Origin of the sequence: Kitasatospora sp. NPDC004669, from assembly GCF_040609455.1 — a bacterium.
Classification (GTDB): domain Bacteria; phylum Actinomycetota; class Actinomycetes; order Streptomycetales; family Streptomycetaceae; genus Kitasatospora.
Genome location: NZ_JBEXKB010000045.1, coordinates 1 through 18,652, shown reverse-complemented (window position 1 = coordinate 18,652; position 18,652 = coordinate 1). Strand labels below are relative to the sequence as shown.

19 protein-coding genes and 1 pseudogene are annotated in these 18,652 nt (G+C 75.3%); 13 read left to right on the top strand and 7 right to left on the bottom strand.

The genetic code is table 11. The features are described from left to right. Positions 1-174: 174 nt before the first annotated feature. On the top strand, positions 175-618 hold the full coding sequence (locus ABZW30_RS30790) for an NADAR family protein (protein WP_355674492.1): 444 nt from the start codon (positions 175-177) through the stop codon (positions 616-618). Positions 619-632: 14 nt separating this feature from the next. On the opposite strand, the gene ABZW30_RS30785 is transcribed toward ABZW30_RS30790, so the two are convergent. Beyond that, complete coding sequence (locus ABZW30_RS30785; protein ID WP_355674491.1) at positions 633-1,475, bottom strand: hypothetical protein; 843 nt, start codon at positions 1,473-1,475, stop codon at positions 633-635. A gap of 155 nt (positions 1,476-1,630) precedes the next feature. Between ABZW30_RS30785 and ABZW30_RS30780 the strand changes: the two genes are divergently transcribed. Both ABZW30_RS30780 and dmpI read left to right on the top strand, forming a co-directional pair. Beyond that, positions 1,631-2,578 carry a LysR family transcriptional regulator gene (locus tag ABZW30_RS30780; protein ID WP_355674490.1) on the top strand — a complete coding sequence of 316 codons (948 nt, stop codon included), beginning with the start codon at positions 1,631-1,633 and terminating at the stop codon, positions 2,576-2,578. Positions 2,579-2,702: 124 nt separating this feature from the next. Then, positions 2,703-2,885, top strand: a complete 183-nt coding sequence (gene dmpI / locus ABZW30_RS30775; protein ID WP_355674489.1) for a 4-oxalocrotonate tautomerase DmpI — start codon at positions 2,703-2,705, stop codon at positions 2,883-2,885. Positions 2,886-2,949: 64 nt separating this feature from the next. On the opposite strand, the gene ABZW30_RS30770 is transcribed toward dmpI, so the two are convergent. Further along, the gene (locus ABZW30_RS30770) at positions 2,950-3,735 is read right to left on the bottom strand and encodes an NAD(P)-dependent oxidoreductase (RefSeq protein ID WP_355674488.1); all 786 of its coding nucleotides are present in this window, start codon (positions 3,733-3,735) and stop codon (positions 2,950-2,952) included. Between the two features lie 65 nt (positions 3,736-3,800). Here ABZW30_RS30770 and ABZW30_RS30765 point away from each other — a divergent pair, with 65 nt between their 5' ends. The 3 genes and pseudogenes from ABZW30_RS30765 to ABZW30_RS30755 all read left to right on the top strand — a co-directional run. Continuing rightward, entirely contained in the window at positions 3,801-4,700 is a 900-nt protein-coding gene (locus ABZW30_RS30765; RefSeq protein ID WP_355674487.1) for a LysR substrate-binding domain-containing protein, read from the top strand. 215 nt (positions 4,701-4,915) lie between these two features. Further along, positions 4,916-6,169 carry an RNA-guided endonuclease TnpB family protein gene (locus tag ABZW30_RS30760; protein WP_355674486.1) on the top strand — a complete coding sequence of 418 codons (1,254 nt, stop codon included), beginning with the start codon at positions 4,916-4,918 and terminating at the stop codon, positions 6,167-6,169. An 18-nt stretch (positions 6,170-6,187) separates the two neighbouring features. Beyond that, positions 6,188-6,598 (top strand): annotated as a pseudogene (locus ABZW30_RS30755) (DinB family protein); the annotation flags it as partial. 45 nt (positions 6,599-6,643) lie between these two features. Here ABZW30_RS30755 and ABZW30_RS30750 read toward each other — a convergent pair. Beyond that, the gene (locus ABZW30_RS30750) at positions 6,644-7,390 is read right to left on the bottom strand and encodes an alpha/beta hydrolase (RefSeq protein ID WP_355674485.1); all 747 of its coding nucleotides are present in this window, start codon (positions 7,388-7,390) and stop codon (positions 6,644-6,646) included. Between the two features lie 397 nt (positions 7,391-7,787). Between ABZW30_RS30750 and ABZW30_RS30745 the strand changes: the two genes are divergently transcribed. Further along, on the top strand, positions 7,788-8,294 hold the full coding sequence (locus ABZW30_RS30745; RefSeq protein ID WP_355674484.1) for a cupin domain-containing protein: 507 nt from the start codon (positions 7,788-7,790) through the stop codon (positions 8,292-8,294). 785 nt (positions 8,295-9,079) lie between these two features. After that, positions 9,080-9,394 (top strand): hypothetical protein, encoded by a 315-nt coding sequence (locus ABZW30_RS30740; RefSeq protein WP_355674483.1) that lies wholly within the window; start codon positions 9,080-9,082, stop codon positions 9,392-9,394. Between the two features lie 52 nt (positions 9,395-9,446). On the opposite strand, the gene ABZW30_RS30735 is transcribed toward ABZW30_RS30740, so the two are convergent. Beyond that, a complete protein-coding gene (locus ABZW30_RS30735; protein WP_355674482.1) occupies positions 9,447-10,280 on the bottom strand; it encodes a hypothetical protein in 834 nt (277 codons plus the stop codon). Positions 10,281-10,668: 388 nt separating this feature from the next. Between ABZW30_RS30735 and ABZW30_RS30730 the strand changes: the two genes are divergently transcribed. Then, positions 10,669-11,580, top strand: coding sequence for a cupin domain-containing protein (locus ABZW30_RS30730; RefSeq protein WP_355674481.1), 912 nt, complete (start codon positions 10,669-10,671; stop codon positions 11,578-11,580). Positions 11,581-11,681: 101 nt separating this feature from the next. Here the strand turns inward: ABZW30_RS30730 and ABZW30_RS30725 are convergent, their stop codons facing one another. Next, positions 11,682-11,813: a hypothetical protein gene (locus ABZW30_RS30725; RefSeq protein ID WP_355674480.1), complete on the bottom strand. Its 132-nt coding sequence runs from the start codon at positions 11,811-11,813 to the stop codon at positions 11,682-11,684. A 227-nt stretch (positions 11,814-12,040) separates the two neighbouring features. On the opposite strand from ABZW30_RS30725, the gene ABZW30_RS30720 reads away from it, so the two are divergent. From ABZW30_RS30720 to ABZW30_RS30710, 3 genes are all read left to right on the top strand, one after another. Continuing rightward, entirely contained in the window at positions 12,041-15,367 is a 3,327-nt protein-coding gene (locus tag ABZW30_RS30720) for a lantibiotic dehydratase (RefSeq protein WP_355674479.1), read from the top strand. A 109-nt stretch (positions 15,368-15,476) separates the two neighbouring features. Continuing rightward, positions 15,477-16,670, top strand: a complete 1,194-nt coding sequence (locus tag ABZW30_RS30715; protein WP_355674478.1) for a lanthionine synthetase C family protein — start codon at positions 15,477-15,479, stop codon at positions 16,668-16,670. Positions 16,671-16,807: 137 nt separating this feature from the next. Beyond that, positions 16,808-17,641 (top strand): DUF4253 domain-containing protein, encoded by an 834-nt coding sequence (locus ABZW30_RS30710; protein ID WP_355674477.1) that lies wholly within the window; start codon positions 16,808-16,810, stop codon positions 17,639-17,641. Between the two features lie 4 nt (positions 17,642-17,645). Here the strand turns inward: ABZW30_RS30710 and ABZW30_RS30705 are convergent, their stop codons facing one another. Then, positions 17,646-17,792, bottom strand: a complete 147-nt coding sequence (locus ABZW30_RS30705) for a hypothetical protein (RefSeq protein WP_355674476.1) — start codon at positions 17,790-17,792, stop codon at positions 17,646-17,648. Positions 17,793-17,797: 5 nt separating this feature from the next. After that, a complete protein-coding gene (locus ABZW30_RS30700; protein WP_355674475.1) occupies positions 17,798-17,971 on the bottom strand; it encodes a hypothetical protein in 174 nt (57 codons plus the stop codon). Positions 17,972-18,312: 341 nt separating this feature from the next. Between ABZW30_RS30700 and ABZW30_RS30695 the strand changes: the two genes are divergently transcribed. Next, positions 18,313-18,652, top strand: a 340-nt coding sequence (locus tag ABZW30_RS30695; protein ID WP_355674474.1) for a helix-turn-helix domain-containing protein, incomplete at its 3' end; no start/stop codon positions are given.

Sequence of the window (18,652 nt, the reverse complement as noted above, 5' to 3'; positions counted from 1 at the left end):
CCCAGCGGCCGCACGGGCTTTGCGCAGGCCGGCGCACCCCAAGGTGCACTAGTGCGGGCGAGGGGGCACGCGGCGGCAGGGCCGGAGCGGAGGCGGAAACCGGTTGCGGACGCGGGCGCGCGCCTGGGACCGTACGGCTCCGCCCGCTCACGAGGATCGGACGACGACCCGCTGATGACCATCTACTTCTACGGCGCCGACGAAGCCCCCTACGGCTGCTTCTCCAACTTCTCCCCACACCCCCTGGAACTCGACGGACACCTGTGGCCCACCGCCGAGCACTATTTCCAGGCCCAGAAGTTCGCCGGCACCCGCCACGCCGACCTCGTACGCCGCGCCCGCACCCCGCTGCGCGCCGCCGAGCTCGGCCGCGACCGCTCCCGGCCGCTGCGCCGCGACTGGGAGCGGGTCAAGGACGACGTCATGCGCCGTGCCGTGGCCGCCAAGTTCCGCACCCACGCGGACATCCGGGTCGTGCTGCTGGCCACCGGCGAGGAGGAGCTCGTCGAGGACACCGGCACCGACCACTACTGGGGCCGGGGCCGCACCGGCACCGGCCGCAACATGCTCGGCCGCATCCTGATGCGCACCCGCACGCAGCTGCGCGCGGACGGCTGACAGGACCCGGGCGGCTAGGACTCGGGCGGCGTGCCCATCAGGGTGTGCAGCAGGTCCTCGCCCAGGCCCAGGCCGGTGTGCGACTCGTCCGGCAGGCCGTAGTCGCGGTACCAGGCCGCGGGCGCCTCCGGGTGCGGGCCGCTGACCGCCACCCGGCCCGCGCCGTAGGAGGCGACCACGGCGGCCGCGCGGTCGTTGGTGTAGCGGGCCACCACGTCCACGCCCGGGCCGTCCACGTCGAAGTACGGGCCGTCCTGGAAGTACATCCGCTGCGGGTGCCCGCGCCAGGCGACCTCCACCAGGCGGTCCCGGTCGTCGGTGACGGTGGCGCCCCTGGAGCTGATGTACTGGCCGGAGTCGCCCGGCAGGAGGCCGTAGCCCGGGTCCTCGCCGGCCAGGTAGCCACCCATGCACAGGCCCAGGTAGCGGCCGCCGCCGCGCACGTAGGCGCGCACCAGCTCCGGGGAGAAGCTCGGATCGCGCTTCAGCAGGCCCCAGGCGGTGGTCACCTCCTGACCGCTGGTGCCGCCCGGCTGCACGTACACGGCGACTCCGGCCAGCGCGTCCGGGCCGAAGCCCATCTCCTCGTCGGGGCCGATGTAACGCACCGTGAAGCCGTCGTGCTCCAGCATGTCGTGCGCCGCCTCCGGGCAGCCCTCGCAGGCCGCCGGGCCCCGGTAGACCAGGGCGAGCGGACGGCCGCCCGGGGCCGCCGGTGCGGGCGTGCCCTTCAGAGCGCTGTAGCCGTCGCCGTCGCCGCCCTCGTCGCCGCCGGACGGGGGCGCACCGCAGGCCGACACCACCAGTACCGCCGCCACCGCCAACGCCGCCGCGCTGCGCCGCAGCCCAGCCCACATGACCAGCACTCCCGCCGCCCTCCCCAGGCCTTTCGCCGTACGCCGCCACGACGCTACGTCCCAGCGGCGCCGTGGCGCACATCAGCCCCCCACGATCGGGTGAATACCGGCTCCGCGCTTGACACCGGGGGCAGGCCGGGGGCGGGGGAGGGGTCGTGCTCGGGCCTGCGACCATGGGCCGTTCGCACATCGAGCAGGGGGACCACATGGAGCTACGGCAGCTGCGCTGCTTCGTCGCCGTCGCCGAGGAGCTGCACTTCGGCCGGGCCGCCGAGAAGCTGCTGCTCGGCCAGCCCGCCGTGAGCCAGCAGGTCCGCCGGCTGGAACGGGAGCTGAAGGTCGAGTTGTTCGACCGCTCGCCCCGGTACGTCCGGCTGACCCCGGCCGGCGAGCGCTTCCTGCCCGCCGCCCGGGACGTCCTGACCGCCGAGGACACCGCCCGCGCCCTCGCTGCAGATCTGGCCACACCCGCCGCGCTGCGCCTGGGCACCGTCACCGGGCTCGGCGAGCGGCTCGACCTGATCCTGGACACCTACCGGCGCCGGGCCCCCGACGTACGCGTCGAACTCCACTCCAGCCCGGTACGGGAACGGCTCACCCGGCTGGCGGACGGCCGCCTCGACGCCGCCTTCGTCCGCGGTGCCGTCGCCGAGAACAGCGCCGAACTGCGCTTCCTGCCCGTCTGGCAGGACGAGTTGGTGCTCGCGCTGCCCGCCCGGCACGCCCTCGCCGACCGGCCCGAGGTCGATCTCGCGGATCTCGCCGCCCTCCCGCTGCGGCTGACCGAACGCCGCAACCACCCGGCGCTGGTGGACCTGGTGACGGACGCCTGCGCGCGGGCCGGCTTCCGGCCGATCCCCGGCCCGGCCCACAGCTCGCTGCAGGACACCCTGGCCTCGATCGGCTCCGGAACCCCGACGTGGACGGTGGTGTACGCCGCCAACGCCCGGATGGTCAACGCCCACCGGATCGCCTTCCGCCCCTGTCGCACCCCGCTGGCCCTGCCGACCTCGATCGCCGTACGGCGCTCCGCCCCGCTCCCCGGGCTGCTCCTGGAGGCCTGCCGCCGGACGGCCCCGACCTGGGACGATCATGATTCGTGATCGCTGTCAGAGCGAATCGGGTCTGGGTGCGGGCGGCTTGATCGGGTGGACTGTTCCCAGCCGGAGAACCCGGCCGCAAAGGCCGGCAGGAAGCCCGGCAGGAACCCCCGGTTAGGAGCCGAAGATGCCGATCGTCACCATTCAGCAGGGCCCGCGCGAGGTCGAGCAGAAGCGCGAGCTGGTCAAGCGGATCACCGAGGCCTTCACGCAGACGCTGGAGGTCCCCGCCGAGAGCGTGTTCGTGTGGATCCAGGAGTACCCGGCGGAGAACTGGGGCGCGGCCGGCAAGCTCACCGCGGACCGGTAGCCGGCCACGGCGAGTCCGGCCGGCCAGGGCCCCGGGGGCGGGCCCTGGCCCCGCTCGGTCCCGCTCAGCCCCGCCGCAGTGCCGTCACCACCGCCGACAGGTCCTGCTCCGCGATCGACGGGTCCGCCAGCAGCACCTCCCGCGCCGCCGACAGCACACGGCCGCCGCCCGCCAGGGCGAGGTCCTTGGCGGCCAGACGGACGGGGAAGTCCGACACCGTGCTGTGCGCCCGGGCCACCACCCCCGCGAGCGGCCCGGACGCCAGCACCTCCGCCGCGACGTCCTGCGGAACGCCCAACTCATCGGCCGCCGCCAGCACTTCGCCCACCGCCGTGACCGAGGCGACGATCGCGCTGATCACCACGACCTTCAGCGCCGCCCCCGCACCCGGGCCGCCGCAGTGCCGCACCCGGCCCAGGTGCTCCAGGACGGGCCGGGCGCGCTCCAGGTCGGCGTCCTCGCCGCCCGCGTACACGACCAGCTCCCCGCTGGTCGCCGGGCCCACGCTGCCCATCACCGGGGCGTCCACCATGCCGACCCCGTCCGGCAGCCCCGCGCGCAGCTCGGCGACCGCGCGCGGGCCCACCGAGGACATGTCGATCCACAGCGTGCCCGGGGCCAGTTCGGCCGTGAACCGCCCGGCCACCTCGGCCACCGCCGCCGGATCGGACAGCATGGTGACCACGACGTCCGCCCCGGCCACCGCCTCGGCCGCACTACCGGCCTCGGCGAGGCCGTCGGCACGGCCGGGGGAACGGTTCCAGACGGTCAACGGGTAGCCGGCGGCGGCGAGACGACGGGCCATCGGCTGCCCCATCCGGCCCAGGCCCAGAAAAGCGATCTTCTCCATGGCCACCACGCTAGGCACCCGCAAGCCAGGCGACAAACGAATGTCTCGCATGATACCCATGCGCAATGGACATGGCTTGGCTGGACGTCTTCCGCACCGTCGCCCACCTCGGCTCCTTCACCGCCGCCGGGGAGCGCCTCGGCTTCACCCAGTCCGCGATCTCCCGCCAGATCGCCACCCTGGAAGCCGAGTTGGGCACCCCCCTGTTCGACCGCCTGGCCCGCGGCGTACGGCTGACCGAACACGGCCGCGCCCTGCTCCCGCACGCCGAAGCCCTGCTGGAACGCCTCGACACCACCCGCCGCGACCTCGCCGCCCTCACCGAACTGAACGCCGGACGACTGCGGGTGGGCGCCTTCGACAGCGCCAACGCCGAACTCGTCCCCAGCGCGCTCGCGGCCTTCCGCGCCGCGCACCCGCAGGTCGAGATCGGCCTCACCGAAGGCCTCTCCGCGCACCTGCTGGACCGGCTCGCGGACGGCGCGATCGACCTCGCCGTGGTCGCCACCTACGCCTCGACCGCCGAAGACGCCTACGACACCGAGCAGTTCGACCTGCGGCCACTGCTCGACGACCCGGTGCTGGTCGCCCTGCCACGCGGCCACCGACTCGCCCGCCGACGCCGCGTCCGGCTGCTCGAACTCGCCGACGAACCATGGATCGCCGCCCGCCGTGAGCTTGGATCCACCCTGCTCGCCGCCTGCGTGCGCAGCGGCTTCCAGCCCCGGATCGAGTACGCCATCGGCGCCTGGACCGCCAAACTCGGCCTGGTCGCCGCCGGCATGGGCCCCACCCTCATCCCCTCCCTGGCCGCCCGCGCCGCCCGCCCCGACATCGTCCTGGTGCCCCTGCACCCGGACGACACCCCCGTCCGGCACGTCTACACGGCGACGAGGAGGGGGCAGCGGGTGACGCCGGCCGTCACCGGGTTCCTGCGGTTCCTGCGGGCGGGGACGGGGAATTAGAGACCGCGCTCGCGGCCGTGCTCCTCCCTGCTTCCGGAGTCCTCGAACCCGTTCACCTGTTTCTCCCAGGATGCCCCGGCCTTCAGGCCGGGGAGATGGGGGTCCCCCGCCCGGAGGGTGGGGGAGGGGCCTTGGCTCGGAGCCGTGAAGCGGCGGAGTGACCTCCGGAGGTACTGACATGGGTCGTTGTCAGTGCCTGTCGGTAGGTTGATCTGGTGCATCTGAGGTACTCCTATCGCATCTACCCGACGATGGGTCAGCGTGCTTCGCTGGCCCGGACATTCGGGTGTGCGCGGGTGGTGTACAACGATGCGCTCGCGGTGCGGAAGGAAGCCCGGAAGGCCGGGCGGCCGTACCCGAAGTCCACGGGCTTGCAGAAGGTGGTGATCACGGCGGCCAAGAAGACCCCCGAGCGGGCGTGGCTCGCCTCGGTCGGCGTGGACCCGCTGATCCAGTCCCTGCGGGATCTGGACACTGCGTACCGGAACTTCTTCGACTCGGTGTCCGGCAAGCGGCAAGGGCGGCCGGTCGGCTTGCCGCGGTTCAAGTCGAAGCGCGATGTCCGGCAGTCGCTCCGGTTCACCCGCAACGGGTTCCGTATCCGGGGCAACGGGAAGCTGAACCTGGCGAAGATCGGCGATGTGCGGGTGAAATGGTCGCGGCCGCTGCCTGCTGATCCGTCGTCCGTGACGATCGTGCTGGACCCGTCCGGGCGGTACTACGCCAGCTTCGTCGTGGACGTCGAACCGGAGCATCTGCCCGAGGTCGATGCCGAGGTCGGCATCGACCTCGGGCTGACCACCTACGCCGTTCTCTCGACCGGTGAAGTGATCGACAACCCGCGCTTTCTCCGCAAGGCGGAGAAGCGTCTGAAGGCCGCGCAGCGGGAACTCTCGCGTAAGGCCAAGGGGTCGAAGAACCGGGCAAAGGCCCGAGCAAAGGTCGCCAGGGCGCATGCCAAGGTGGCCGACACCCGTATGGACTGGCTGCACAAGCAGACGACCAGGATCATCCGCGAGACCCAAGCGGTGTACCTGGAGGATCTGAACGTGCGCGGCCTCGCCCGAGGCCGCCTGGCCAAGTCCGTGCACGATGCCGGATGGTCCACCTTCCGGCGACTGCTGGAGGAGAAGGCGGCCCGGTACGGGCGCACGGTCGGCATCGTCCATCGTGCGTTCCCGTCCTCCCAGCTGTGTTCTCAGTGCGGGCACCGCGACGGCCCCAAGCCGCTCGCGGTCCGCGAGTGGGCCTGCTCGGCGTGTGGTGTGCTGCACGACCGTGACCTCAACGCCGCTCGCAACATCCTGGCCGCCGGGCAGGCGGACAGGCTAAACGCCCCTGGAGGGCCGGTGAGACCTGGCGTGGCGATCCCGCGCCAGGCACGGCCCGTTGAACGGGGAACCCGCCTCGGCGACCAGCGGACCACGGGTGACCGTGCCGCAGGCGCGGGAGGAATCCCCGCCCGTTAGGGCGGTGAGGATGTCAACGTGCGGATGAAGTGCGAGGGCCTGGACGCCGAGCAGCTCGCCCGGCGCTCGGTGCCGCCGTCGACGATGTCGCTGCTCGGGCTGGTGCGGCACCTGGCCGAGGTGGAGCGGGACTGGCGAAACTGGATCACCGACGGCGAGCCGCTGCCGAAGCTCTACGGTGCGCGCGACGCGGACTTCGACGGGGCCGTGGCCGATCCGGCCGTGGTGGAGGCCGCATGGCGGGACCTGGAGCGCGAGCAGGCCGCCACCGACGCCGCGCTGGCCGAACACCCGGACCTGGGGAAGCGGTCGGGCGAGCACGGGGTCTCGGTGCGGGAGCTGCTGGTGCACCGCATCGAGGAGTACGCCCGGCACTGCGGGCACGCCGACCTGCTGCGCGAGTGCGTGGACGGCCGGGTGGGCCAGTGACGGCGGCGCTCTCCGGCTTCGGCGAGTGCCATGCCGGTCAGGCGCTCAGCAGGTGGCGTCGGCCGCCGGCAGCTCGCCGGTCAACAGATAGGTGTCGACGGCCTGTTGGGCGCACGGGCGGTAGCCGTTGAGGTAGACGGTGTGGACCCGGCCGGGGACGGTGAGCAGGCGGGAGGCGCTCATCCGGGCGTGCAGGGCCAGGGCGCCCCGGTAGGGGGCGTGGGTGTCACCGGTGGACTGGATCTGCAGGGCGGGCACCGCGTTGCGCACCTCGACGAACGGCTCGCGCGGAGCCTGGCGCCAACTGGCGCACGGGGTGGGGCCGTTGAACACCGGGCCGAAGACCGGCTGGGCGGGGCGGGAGCGTTCGACGGCCTCGCGGTACCACCGCTGCGAGCGCGGCATCGCGACGTCGTCGCACAGGATGCCGATCGCGGCGGCGAGGTCGGCGCCGGCGTCGGGGCCCGGGGCGAGGACGGCGGTCAGCAGCTCGTGCAGGGCCGGGCTCGCCTGGACGGGCTTGCCGTCGGCCGCGTCCAACAGCTGGCGCAGGATGTCCGCGTAGTCGGCGTTGTCGCGGTCGTCGCCCTGGCAGACGGTGAGCAGGAACGGCAGGAGGTAGCCGTCGAGTCGGAAGCCGTCGACCGAGATCGGCGCCGCCTGCGCGCGGCGGACCAGGCCCTCGACACCGGCCCGCACCGACGCCGGGGTGGCGCCCAGGCCGTACCGGCCGTCGCGCGGCGCGGCCCAGGCGGCGAAGTCGTCCAGTGCCCGTTCGTTGGCCGCGCCCATGTCCTGGAACCTGCAACGCGGACACCAACGCGGCAACCAACGTCGCGGTAGGACAGGCCGTCAGGCCCCGGAGGACACCTTCCGGTACCGGAGGGGCAACACCGCGCCAGCGGTCGAGTGCCCGTGAACCTCAACACCCCACCGGTGTTGGAATCCCCCGGCCTTAGCCGGGGGAGGATGTCAAATGATCCACGAGGAGCAGCCCGCCGCGTTCAACCGGCTGTTGCGCGCCGTGGTGCGGGACATGGCGGGCGCGGCGGTCGGGTGATCCCGGGGCCCGGGCGGCGGGGGGCGTCATCGGGCCGGTCCGCCACGGGCCTCTCGGGCGGAATTGACCCATCGAAATGGCGATCGATTGCCCCATGATCATGGGTCTTTCGATGCCTAGCCTGGTCACATGACGACGACGAAGACCACCGCCACCGCCCCCGTCCTGGCCCGCCGCGCCGAGGCCGAGACCTGCGCCGACCCGAGCGCCACCATGACCTTGCTCGCCGAAACGGCCCCCGGCGAGGGCGGCTTCACCGTGTACCGCTCCGTCTTCGCCGAGGGCGCCGCCGGGGCTCCCGCGCACTTCCACACCCGGGCGTGGGAGCTGTTCTTCGTGATCGGCGGCTCGCTGCGGGTCCTGGTCGGCGAGGAGGTCACCGTCCTGCACGCGGGCGACTTCCTGGCCGTGCCCCCGCACACCCCGCACGCCTTCGCCGCCGCCCCTGGCAGCGGGGCCGACGTGCTGTTCATGTTCACCTCCGGCATGGACCGCTTCGACTACCTGCGGCTACTGGGCGGCGTCATGCGCGGCGAGACCGGCCCGGGCGCGATCGCCGCCTCCGCCGAGCGCTTCGACAACCACTACGTCGACAGCTCCGCCTGGCGCGCCGCCCTGGCGGGCACCGCAGCCTGAGCGGCCTCCCGAGGGCCTGAGGGCTGTTCGGGAGGCCGGGGTGGGCGGGGTGTGGAACGGTGGAAGCCCCGGGGGGTCCGGTCGCGAGAGGAGTCGCCATGTCGTCGAAGCGCCGCCGCAAGAAGAAGGCCCGGGCCAGGCGGGGGGCCAACCACGGCCGCCGCCCCCAGTGCTGAACGGTTGAACGGCTGACCGTACGGCCGCCGACGGCCGTACGGTCAGGCGCGCCCGTGCCCGGCGGGGCCGCCGCGCGCCACCGTGTAGTACGTGCAGCCCTCCCGCCAGTCGGTGCGCAGCTCCAGCTCCAGCCCGCCCCCGTCCGCGCCGCCGCATACCCCAGCCCCGGGGATTCCCGCGCCGGCAACGGCCGCACCGCCTCCTCGTACGACACCCGCGCCAACTCCAGCCCGGGGACGAACGTGCCGCTGTTGTCGTCAGGAGTCGTTGTCGTCATGGCGCCCACTGTGCCGACCGCCCGCCGCCCGCTGCCACCGGATTCCGTCTCGGCGAACCGCTGCCGCTGCTGGAGCCGTACCGGCCCCACACGCCGCGCCGAACCCTCGTCTCTGTCGCGCTGCCCTCTCGGGTTCGAGACTGCGTCATCAAGCGTCCCCGCTCGTGAGGCAGGGGCGATGTCCAGACCGTCGCGGCCCGGTCGGGGGCCTTCAAGGGCTGGGCGCGGGAAGTATTACCGTAGGAACGCCGGGCGGACCCTCCCGGCGGACCGGCCGACCGGGAAATTCCGGCACCGGCTGATTGCACGTGATTCTCAACGGGAGCAGCGAATGTTCTTTCCGCAGTCCAATCGCCCGAAGCCGGCCAACCTGGAAGCGCTGAGGGCGGCTCTGCGGGCCGCACTGGACACCGCTGACGAGGAGGAACGCCCGGGTCTGCGCCGGGCGATCGACATCGTGGAGGGCTTCGTCGCCGGCGCCGGCCCGGTCGGCGTGGAATGGGCGCGAAAGGTCCTGGAACTCGCCGGTATCGACCCCCGCACGGCGGAGGTCAGGGCGGTCAAGGAACTGCGCTCCGCGCGCCCCGGCCTCGGTCTCAAGGAGGCGGTCGACCTGGTCAAAGCGCTCGTCGCACAGTCCGGCTGAGGAACCGGCAGGCCACCGGCCCCGCCCGGCCCGCCCGTTCAGGGGCCGGGCGTCAGGGCTGGCCGAGGTAGCCGGCGATGAAGGCGTTCAGGTCGGTGAGCGCGGCGGACCGGTCGGCCGGGGTGAGCTGCTTGGCGGCGGCGCCGGTGGCCAGGAAGTGGCCGAGCGCGGCCTGGCAGGTGGGGACGGGGGCCAAGGCCGCCGGGATCGTGCAGGTGATTTTCTGGGCGGGGCCGCCGGGGGACTGGAAGGCCACCAGGGCGACCGTGCGGTCCGGCCCTCCCGTGGTGGGCAGGTTCGGCTCGCGGGTGTCGGACGGGACGCCGACGGCGGCGAGCAGCAGGCCCGGGGCGTGGGTGGCGACCGGGTGCAGCCGGTCGGCGGGCAGGCGGGCCGGGGCGTTGCAGGTGTGGGGGGCGGCCCCGGCCTGGGGGATGAAGCCGCAGGCCAGGTCGATCTCGGTCTGGGCGCCGCCGCTGACGAAGACGGCCTGGACGACCGCGCTGAAGCGGGCGTCGGCCGGGTCGGCCACCGGTGCACCGGGGTGGACGTAGGCCTGTTCGCCGCCGTCGGCGGAGAAGAAGACCACGTCGCAGGTCCAGCCGCCCGGCGCGACCAGGTAGTGCACCTCGCCCGGGTAGCGTGCGGCGTACACCGCCGCCGTCGGGGGCAGGGTGATGCCGTCCGGCAGCGCCACCGAGGCCGGTGCGGCGGCCGGCGGCGGCAGGCCGGGGCCGGTCTGCTCCGCCGGGCAGGCCCGCACGGGCACCGCCACGGCGGTGGCCGCCGTCGCGGGTACGGCCCCGGCGGCGAGCGGCCCGCCCGCGGTGAGCAGTGCCGCCGCGGTCAGGACCCCGGCCCGGCTGCGACGGGATGTGCCACGCATGCTGCACCTCCGGAATCGTGGCCAAGGCCCCCGAGGAGGCGGCGCCCGCGCCGCACTCCTTCCACCAGCCTAGATCCGCCCCCTCCGCCCCCGCGCGCCGGACGGCCGCAGCCCCCCGCGATCGCTGTGAGCTATCCCACACCTTCGGGTCCCGGCTGTCCCGCCCCGGGCACCCCCGGGCTGACCGGCCGCCAGGAACCGCCCCGGCCTGCGCGATCGCCGCGCGCAGCCGCGCGGCCCCGGCCCGGCCAAGCTGGCCGGTTCCCGGACCGGCGAGCGGAGGGCGTTCAACCGCTTCCCCCCGTTCATCCGTTTGACATGGGACAGCCGGGCGCCCGTGCACGACCGACGGCCCGCCCGGGACGACACCGCAGAGAGGGGACGGACCATGGGGCGAGTACTGGCCCAACTGGTGGGGGACACCGGGGCCTTCACCACCGCAGTGGAACACCGCAGCCCGCAGGTGTACCGCACCGGCGAGTGGCCCGCGGGGCTGCCCCGCCCGCAGGAGCTGGACGCCGCGCTGCACGGCGGTCTGCTGCGGGTGCCGTACGTGGAGATGGTCAAGGACGGCGAGGTCGTCGAACCCGAACGCTTCTGCACCGCCCGCCTGGTGGCCGGACGCCGCGAGGACGGCTTCGCCGACCCCGCCCGCATCGCCCGCCTGCTGGCCGACGGCGCCACCCTGCTGCTGCCGCAACTGGACCACTGGCACGCACCGGTACGGGCACTGGCCGCCGACATCGCCCGCCGACTCGACCGCCGCACCGAGGCGTTCTGCTTCGCCACCGGCGCGGGCCGGCGCGGCCTGGACGTGCACCGCGACGACGCGGACGTGCTGGTCGTCCAGCTCGCGGGGGAGAAGGAGTGGACCGTCCACGAGGCCCCCGTCGACGGGCGCTGGCGCCCCGGGGCGGCCCCCGAACCCGGGCCGGTCACCCTGCACACGGTCCTCAAGCCCGGCGAGGTGCTGTACGTGCCGCGCGGCGCCCCGCACACCGCGACCGGCCGTCAGGGGCTCTCGGTGCACCTGTCGTTCACCATCCGCGAGGCCGGCACCGCCCGACTGCGCGCGGCCGTCGGTGAACACCTGGCCGCCGCCGACTGGACCCCGCAGCTGCCCGAACGCCCCGGTACGCCGCAGGAGTTGCTGGACGCGGCCGCCGAGGTGCTGCGCCTGGCCCGGGAGCGCCTGGACGGCCTCACCCCGCAGGAGCTGCTGCGGCTGGCCCGGGGCCCGCTGCCCGCGCCCGGGGACGAGCCGACGGTCGGGCCGCTGGGAGGGCCGCTGGGCGGCTGACGCGCGGCGGGCGAACGCGAACGGGCGCAGCTGCCCGGACCATGGTCATGGTCCGGGCAGCTGCGCCCGGTACTGCCCTACTGCCGACGAATCCCGAAGGATCAGATGCAGTACGGACGGGTGCAGGACCCCTCGCAGGAGATGCTGAAAACCGCGTCCTCCTGCTCGACGGTGTCGGCGGCGGCCAGGTCCTGCACGTCGAGGTCGAACAGCTCCTGCATGTCGGTGGCCATGACGGGCCTCCCTTCGTCGGTGCCGCGACTGGCCGCGGCGGACTGCAGCGGACGTTAGGCACTCAGGCAGAACCCGACAACGAATCCGTAAAACTGAATGAACGGATTCAGCCAACTCCTGACGCCATCTGACCGAATGTGGACAGCTTCTGATCACTGGGGTACAACACGACGACTCGAACAGCACGACACGGCACGGCACGGCGCATGCGGCACAGGGGGACGTGGTGGGGAAGACACCGGGGACGGCACATCCGGAGACACTGTTCACCGCTACCGGCCCGGTCCTGCTGCGCACCCCCGCCCTGCCCCGCACCGCCGCCGCGGGCCCCGAGGACGCCGCCGGCCCCGAAGGCGCGACCGGTTCCGAGGGCGACACGGCCGCCACCCGGCTCGCCGAGGCCGCCGCCGACCCCGTCCTGCGCGAGGCCCTGGAGGTCTCCAGCCCCTCCCTGGCCGACCTCCTCGACCAGACCGACCAGGCCGACCAGGCCGCCCAGGCCGCTGACCCTGGTCCCACCACCCCCCGCCCCGCCGCCCTGCGCCGCGCCACCGAGGCCGTCACCCGCTACCGCCTGCGGATGGCCACCCGCCCCACCCCCTTCGGCCTGCTGGCCGCCGTCGCCTCCGCCCGCTTCGGCCCCCGCACCCAGGCCCACTGGGACGGCACCGAACGCCGCGCCTTCCGCCCCGATCTCGGCTGGCTGCTCCCACTGCTGGCGCGGCTGAACACCGACCCGGCCGTCCTGCCCGCCCTGCACCTGGCCGGCGACCAGCAGGCCACCGTCCGCGGCGACCGCCTCGTCCTGCCCTACCTGCCCGAACGCCGCCCGACGACCGCGACAACCACGGCAGCCGACGCCCAGCCCGTCACCGAGCGGACCGTACGCGCCACCCCCGTCGTGCGCGCCGCCCTGCGCCACGCCGCCCGCCCGCTGCGCCACGGCGAACTGCTCGCCGCGCTGGCCGCCGACTTCCCCGGCGCCCCCGCCGAGACGATCGCCACCTTCGTGCGCACCCTGGTCGCCCAGGGCTTCCTGCTCACCGACCTGACACCCCCGCCCGACAGCACCGACCTGCTCGGCCACGTCCTCCACCGGCTGCCCGACGACCACCCCGTCCGCGGCGAACTCGCCGCCGTGCGCGACCTGCTGGAGCGCGCCGCCGCCCGGCCGCGCGGACAGGCCGGCGACCTGCTGCGCGCCGCGCGCCGGCGGATGACCCGCCTGACACCCGCCGACCGCCCGCTGCACGCCGACCTCGCCCTGGACACCGAGGTGGTGCTGCCCGAACAGGTCCGCACCGACCTGGAACACGCCGCCACCACCCTGTGGCGGCTGTCCCCGCCCGCCACCGCCCCCGAGCACCTGCGCGCCTACCACGCCGAGTTCGTCGAACGGTACGGCACCGACAGCCCCGTCCCGCTCACCGAACTGCTCGACCCCGACACCGGCATGGGCCCGCCCGCCGGATACCGCCGCCCCGCCGGCCCGCGCGGCGCGGCCAACCCGCAGCCCCAGCGCCCCCGCACCGACGCCGACGCCGCCCGCGACCGCCTGCTCGCCGAACTCGCCGCCGGCGCCCTCGCCGACCGCGAACCCGGCGCCCCGCTGCCCGAAGTCGTCCTCGACGACGACCTGCTGGCCCGCCTGACCCCGCCCCAGGGCGAGCCCGGCACCGCCGCCGCCGACACCCCGCCCGCCTCCCTGGAGCTGTACGCCGAACTGGCCGCCGCCTCCCCCGAGGCCCTGGACGCCGGGCAGTTCCGCCTCGTGCTCTCCCCGACCGCCGGCAGCGACCGGGCCGGCGCCACCTTCGGCCGCTTCGCCGACCACCTCGCGGGACCCGGCGGCGGGACGGACGGCAGCAGGACAGGCGGCGGCGGGACAGGCGGCAGCGGGGCAGGCGGCTGGAAGGACGGCGCCGTCCTGCTCGCCGCCGCCGCGGGCCACGGCGACGTCCCCGAAGTCCTGGACGCCCACCTGGAGTTCACCCCCTACCGCCCCCGCCACGCCAACATCGCCCTCACCCCCCGCTGGCTCGACCACCGCGTCGCCGTCAGCACCTTCCCCGACCCCGACGGCCCCACCGTCCTCCCACTGGAAGACCTCGTCGTCCTCGCCGACACCGAGCGCCTCAGCGTCCACTCCCGCCGCCTCGGCCGCGAGATCCGCGCCACCGCCCACCACGCCCTCAACCTGCGCACCGGCGCCCCCAACGCCGCCCGCTTCCTCCAGGAGGTCGCCCTCACCGGCCAACGCCCCTGGCAGCCCTGGGACTGGGCAACCTCCGCCGCGGCCCCCGCCCTGCCCCGCGTCCGCCTGGGCCGGGTCGTCCTCGCCCCCGCGGCCTGGCGCCTGAGCACCCCCGTCCCCGGCGCCGACACCCCGCACGAACAGTGGGCCGACGGCCTGGCCCGCTGGCGTCACCGCTGGGGCGTACCCGCCGCCGTCCGCCTGCTCAGCGGCGACCAGCGCATCGCCCTCGACCTCGACAACCCCCACCACCAGCGCCTGCTGCACAGCCAGGCCCGCTCCGACCGGCCCACCGTCCTCCAGGAGGACCTCACCGGCGAGAGCGGCTGGCTGCGCGGGCCCCACGGCCCGCACAGCGCCGAACTCGTCGTCCCGTTGCGCCGCACCCAAGCGCCGGCATCCGCACGCGCCCCGCGCCGCCCGCTGCCCGCCGCCCACCCACGCACCCCCGAACTGCCCGGCGGCCCCTGGCTGTTCGCCCGCCTGGCGGCCACCGAGGCCCGCCACGACGAGATCCTCGCCGACCACCTGCCCCGCCTGCTGGAGGCCCTGCCCGGCGACGTCGACCGCTGGTTCTTCATCCGCTACCGCGACCCCGCCCCCCACCTGCGGCTGCGCTTCCACGGCACCCCGCCCGCCCTGGCCGCCGACCTGCTGCCCGCCCTCCACGACTGGGCCCACGACCTGCGCCGGGCCGGCCTGGCCACCGATCTGCGCCTGGACACCTACACCCCCGAGACCGACCGCTACGGCGGGCCCGAGACCCTTGCCTTCGCGGAACGGGTCTTCCACGCCGACAGCCTGGTCGCCCTCGCCACCCTGAGCCTGGCCCGCACCGCCCGCACCGCCCGTACGGTGCCGGGCGAACTGCTGGCCGCCGTCAACGCGGCCGCCACCGCCCAGGCCTTCCTCGCCGCCCGCCCCACCCCGACCCCGCTCGGCACCTGGCTCACCGCCACCTACCCCAAGTCCGAGACCCACCACCAGGCCTTCCGCACCCACCGCACCGCCGCGCTGCGCGCCATCGGCTCCGACGGCCCCACCACCCCCGCCGGCGGCCTGCTGCCCGCCGACCCCGCCCTCACCGCCGCCTGGCACCACCGCGCCGCCCGCCTCGCCCACTACGCCGCCCACCTGTCCGCCCCCGACGCCTCCCCGGCCCTCGCCTCCCTCCTCCACATGGGCCACAACCGCCTCATCGGCATCGAGCCCGAAGCCGAACGCCGCACCTACGCCCTGACCCGCGGCACCCTGGAGGCCCACCGGGCCCGCAGGGCGGCCGGCGCGGGAAACGGTTGAACCGGACCGGGGTGCGGGGCGGCGGCGGCCGGTCGGGTCGTCCCGCGACCCGGGCGGGTGTCCGCCGCCGCAGTCGTCCCAGCTGTCCGAGCCATCCGAAGGAGTGCCGATGACGCCGGCCGAAGTCCTGCAAGCGGTCACCGAGCGGCTCGCCGGGCCCGCGGACCCCGAGGGGCCCGTTTCGGGGCCCGGGCTCGGGGCCGGGCGCAGTGGGACGGCGCTGGCGCTGGGGGTGCTGGCCGGGGACGACCCGGGGCTGCGGCAGATGGCGCACGGGACGTTGGCGCAGGCGGTGCGGGCGCCCGGGGCGATGCGCGGCGGCGGGCTGTACTCCGGGGCCGCCGCGGTGGCGTTCGCGGCGCACGGCATGGTCCGGGCGCCGGGGGAGTACCGGGGGCTGCTGGAGGCGCTGACGCCCCGGGTGGAGGAAACGGCCGCGGGGCGGATCGCCGCGCTGCGGGCGGACCTGGCGGCCGGGGCGGGGCTGCGGGCGCACACCTTCGACGCGGTCTCGGGCGCGGCGGGGCTGGGCCGGCTGCTGCTCGCCCTGGAGCCGGACGGGCCGGCGCTGGCCGGGGTGCTCGCCGCGCTGGTCGAGCTGGCCGCGCCCGGCGGTGACGGCGCGCTGCCGCGCTGGTGGACGGCGGGCGGGCCGGGGCTGCCCGGCCCGGACCCGGACCACCCGCGCGGGCATCTCAACCTCGGCCTGGCGCACGGGATCCCGGGCCCGCTCGCGCTGCTCGCGCTCACCCGCCTGCAGGGGGTGCGCGCACCGGGGCAGGACGAGGCGATCGAGTCCCTGGCCGGCTGGCTCGCCGCCCGCCAACGCCCCGACGGCGGCTGGCCGATGACCGTACGGGTCGAGGACGAGGAGGCCGGCCGCCCGCCCGCCCAGGCCCCGACCCGCGCCGCCTGGTGCTACGGCACCCCCGGTGCGGCCCGCGCGCTGTTCCTGGCCGGCACGGCGCTGGGACGGGCCGACTGGCGGGCCGGCGCCGTCACCGCGCTGGAGGCCGCACTCGCCGACCCGGCCGGCTGGCACCTGTCCGGGGCCGGGCTCTGCCACGGCACCGGCGGCCTGCTGCGGATCGTCCAGCGCATGGCGCAGGATTCCGGCTCGCCGGCTCTGGCCGCCCGCCTGCCCGACCTCGCCGCGGCCGTCACCCGCGACCTGGCCGCCGCGCTCGCCGCCGCCGAGCCCGCCACCCTCCTGGAGGGCACCGCCGGTGCGGCCCTGGCCCTGCACGCCCACGCCCACCCGCGGTCCGGCGCCGGCTGGGACGCCTGCCTCCTGATCAGCTGACGGCCGTACCCCGACCGGCCGTGCCGCGACCGGCCGTGGGCACGGACACCACGGCGGCACCGAGCGCCGCCACCCCGGCGTCGGCACCGACGACGACGGGGACCGGCCCTGTCGGTGTCGGCCCCTACCGTGGGCACATGATCGATCCCCAGCTGCTCCGCGACCTGCGCCGACGCTTCCCCGACCGGAGCGCCGAGCACCTCGCCTCCCCGGCGGCCCTGCCGCCGGGCCGTCAGGTCCTGCCGCAGTTGTGGGTGAGCGACGGGCCGGCGCCGGCGGGCCTGTGGCAGAGGCTGCGCCGGGAGCACGCGGGCTCGGGGCTGTGGCCGTTGCTGCTGTCGCCGGGGAACGACGTCCCGGACCTCGGCCCCCGGGACCTGGGCCTGATCCCCGTGGAGCCGGGGGAACCCGGGGAGTCCGCGCTCGACCGGTACGACCCCGCCGTCCTGCTGCGTGAGTGGTGGGAGCACTCGGTGCTCTGGTGCCCGTCCGGCGACCCGCAGGACGTGGCGGACCTCCTGGGGGTGCTGAAGCCCTTCGGTGCCGCCTGGCCGGGCACGGCCCCGGCCGGGCCGGCGCGGCGCGACCCGGAGGACTGCGCGGACGCCCTGGCCCGCTCGCTGCTGCGCGGTCAGCGCCGGCTGCGGATCGGGCTGGTCCGCGCGGACGGCGGCGCCGAGGCGCTGGCCGCCTGCGGGTGGTACGGCACGAACGGCCACGACGACACCGGCGCGGTCGCCGCCGTCCTGCGCAGTTGGCAGGAGCGCTTCGGCGCTCGCGTCGTCCAGGCCGGGGCCGACTCGCTGTACCTGAGCGTCGCGGCGCCGCCGGCCGACGTGGAGGAGGCCCTGCCGGTGGCGGCCGAGCACGTGGCGCTGTGCCCCGACAACGTCTTCCAGGGCCCCGGGAGTCTGGCCGACTACGCCGAGGAGCTCGTCGGCGGGCACGCCTGGAGCTTCTGGTGGGACTGACCGGCTACCACCGCGGCTCGCGCAGCCCGTCCAGCAACTGCCCGACGTGGTCGCCGGCCCGGGCCGGGTCCAGCGGCTGGTGGCCGCCGGGCACCGGGTCACCGTGCCGCGCCTGCCGGACACCGACGCCCCGCGCCTGGAGCCCCGGCACGAGGCCTACGGCGAGGCGGTCCGGGCGGCCGCCCGCGCCCGCGCCCTGGCCCTGGTGCGGACCTCGGCGACGGCGGGGCAGGTGGCGTAGACGCGGGCCAGGTGGGTGAGGTGGTCGGCCTCGCCGTCCAGGGCGCGCGGCGGTTCGGCCTCCGTGACCGTCTGCGTGACCGCCTGCACGGCCGTCAGCGGCGCGGCGGCGGGCTGCGGGCCGGCCCCGGCCGCGGCGTGCTCCAGGGCAGCGGCCAGCGCCGCGGCCTGGGAGGAGGGCGGCGGCCTGGGAGGAGGGCGGCGGGAAACGGCGCACGGCGCGCTCCAGCCACTCGGCGGTGCGCGGGTCCAGATGCTGACGCAGGATCAGCCGGGCGTCGTGGATCTCGATGATCTGAACTCTTGGGCGCAGACCCCCTGCTTGCTGGGGGTTAGCCCATCCTTGGCTCGGAGCCGCGAAGCGGCGGAGATCGCTGCGTTGTCAGTGGCGCGCACTATGTTGCTCACAGCAGCCGAAGGGGGGTGTTCCCATGCTGTCCGGGCGACGTTACCGCCTTGAACTTACCGGAGATCAGGCCGAGTTGTGCGAGACGTTCGGCAATATCTGCCGGTCGGTATGGAACACTGCCCTGGAGCAGCGGCGGGAGTACCGGCGGCGCGGGGCGTGGATGAACTACGTGCCGCAGGCCGCCGAGCTGGCGGAGGCGAAGCGGGAATTCCCGTGGCTGGCCGACGCCCCCTCGCACGTGTTGCAGCAGACCCTTCGGGATCTGGACCGGGCGTGCCGGGAGCATGGCACGTTCAAGGTGCGGTGGCGCTCTCAGCGTCGCTGGTCGCCGTCGTTCCGGTTCCCGGCCGGGAACCTGATCA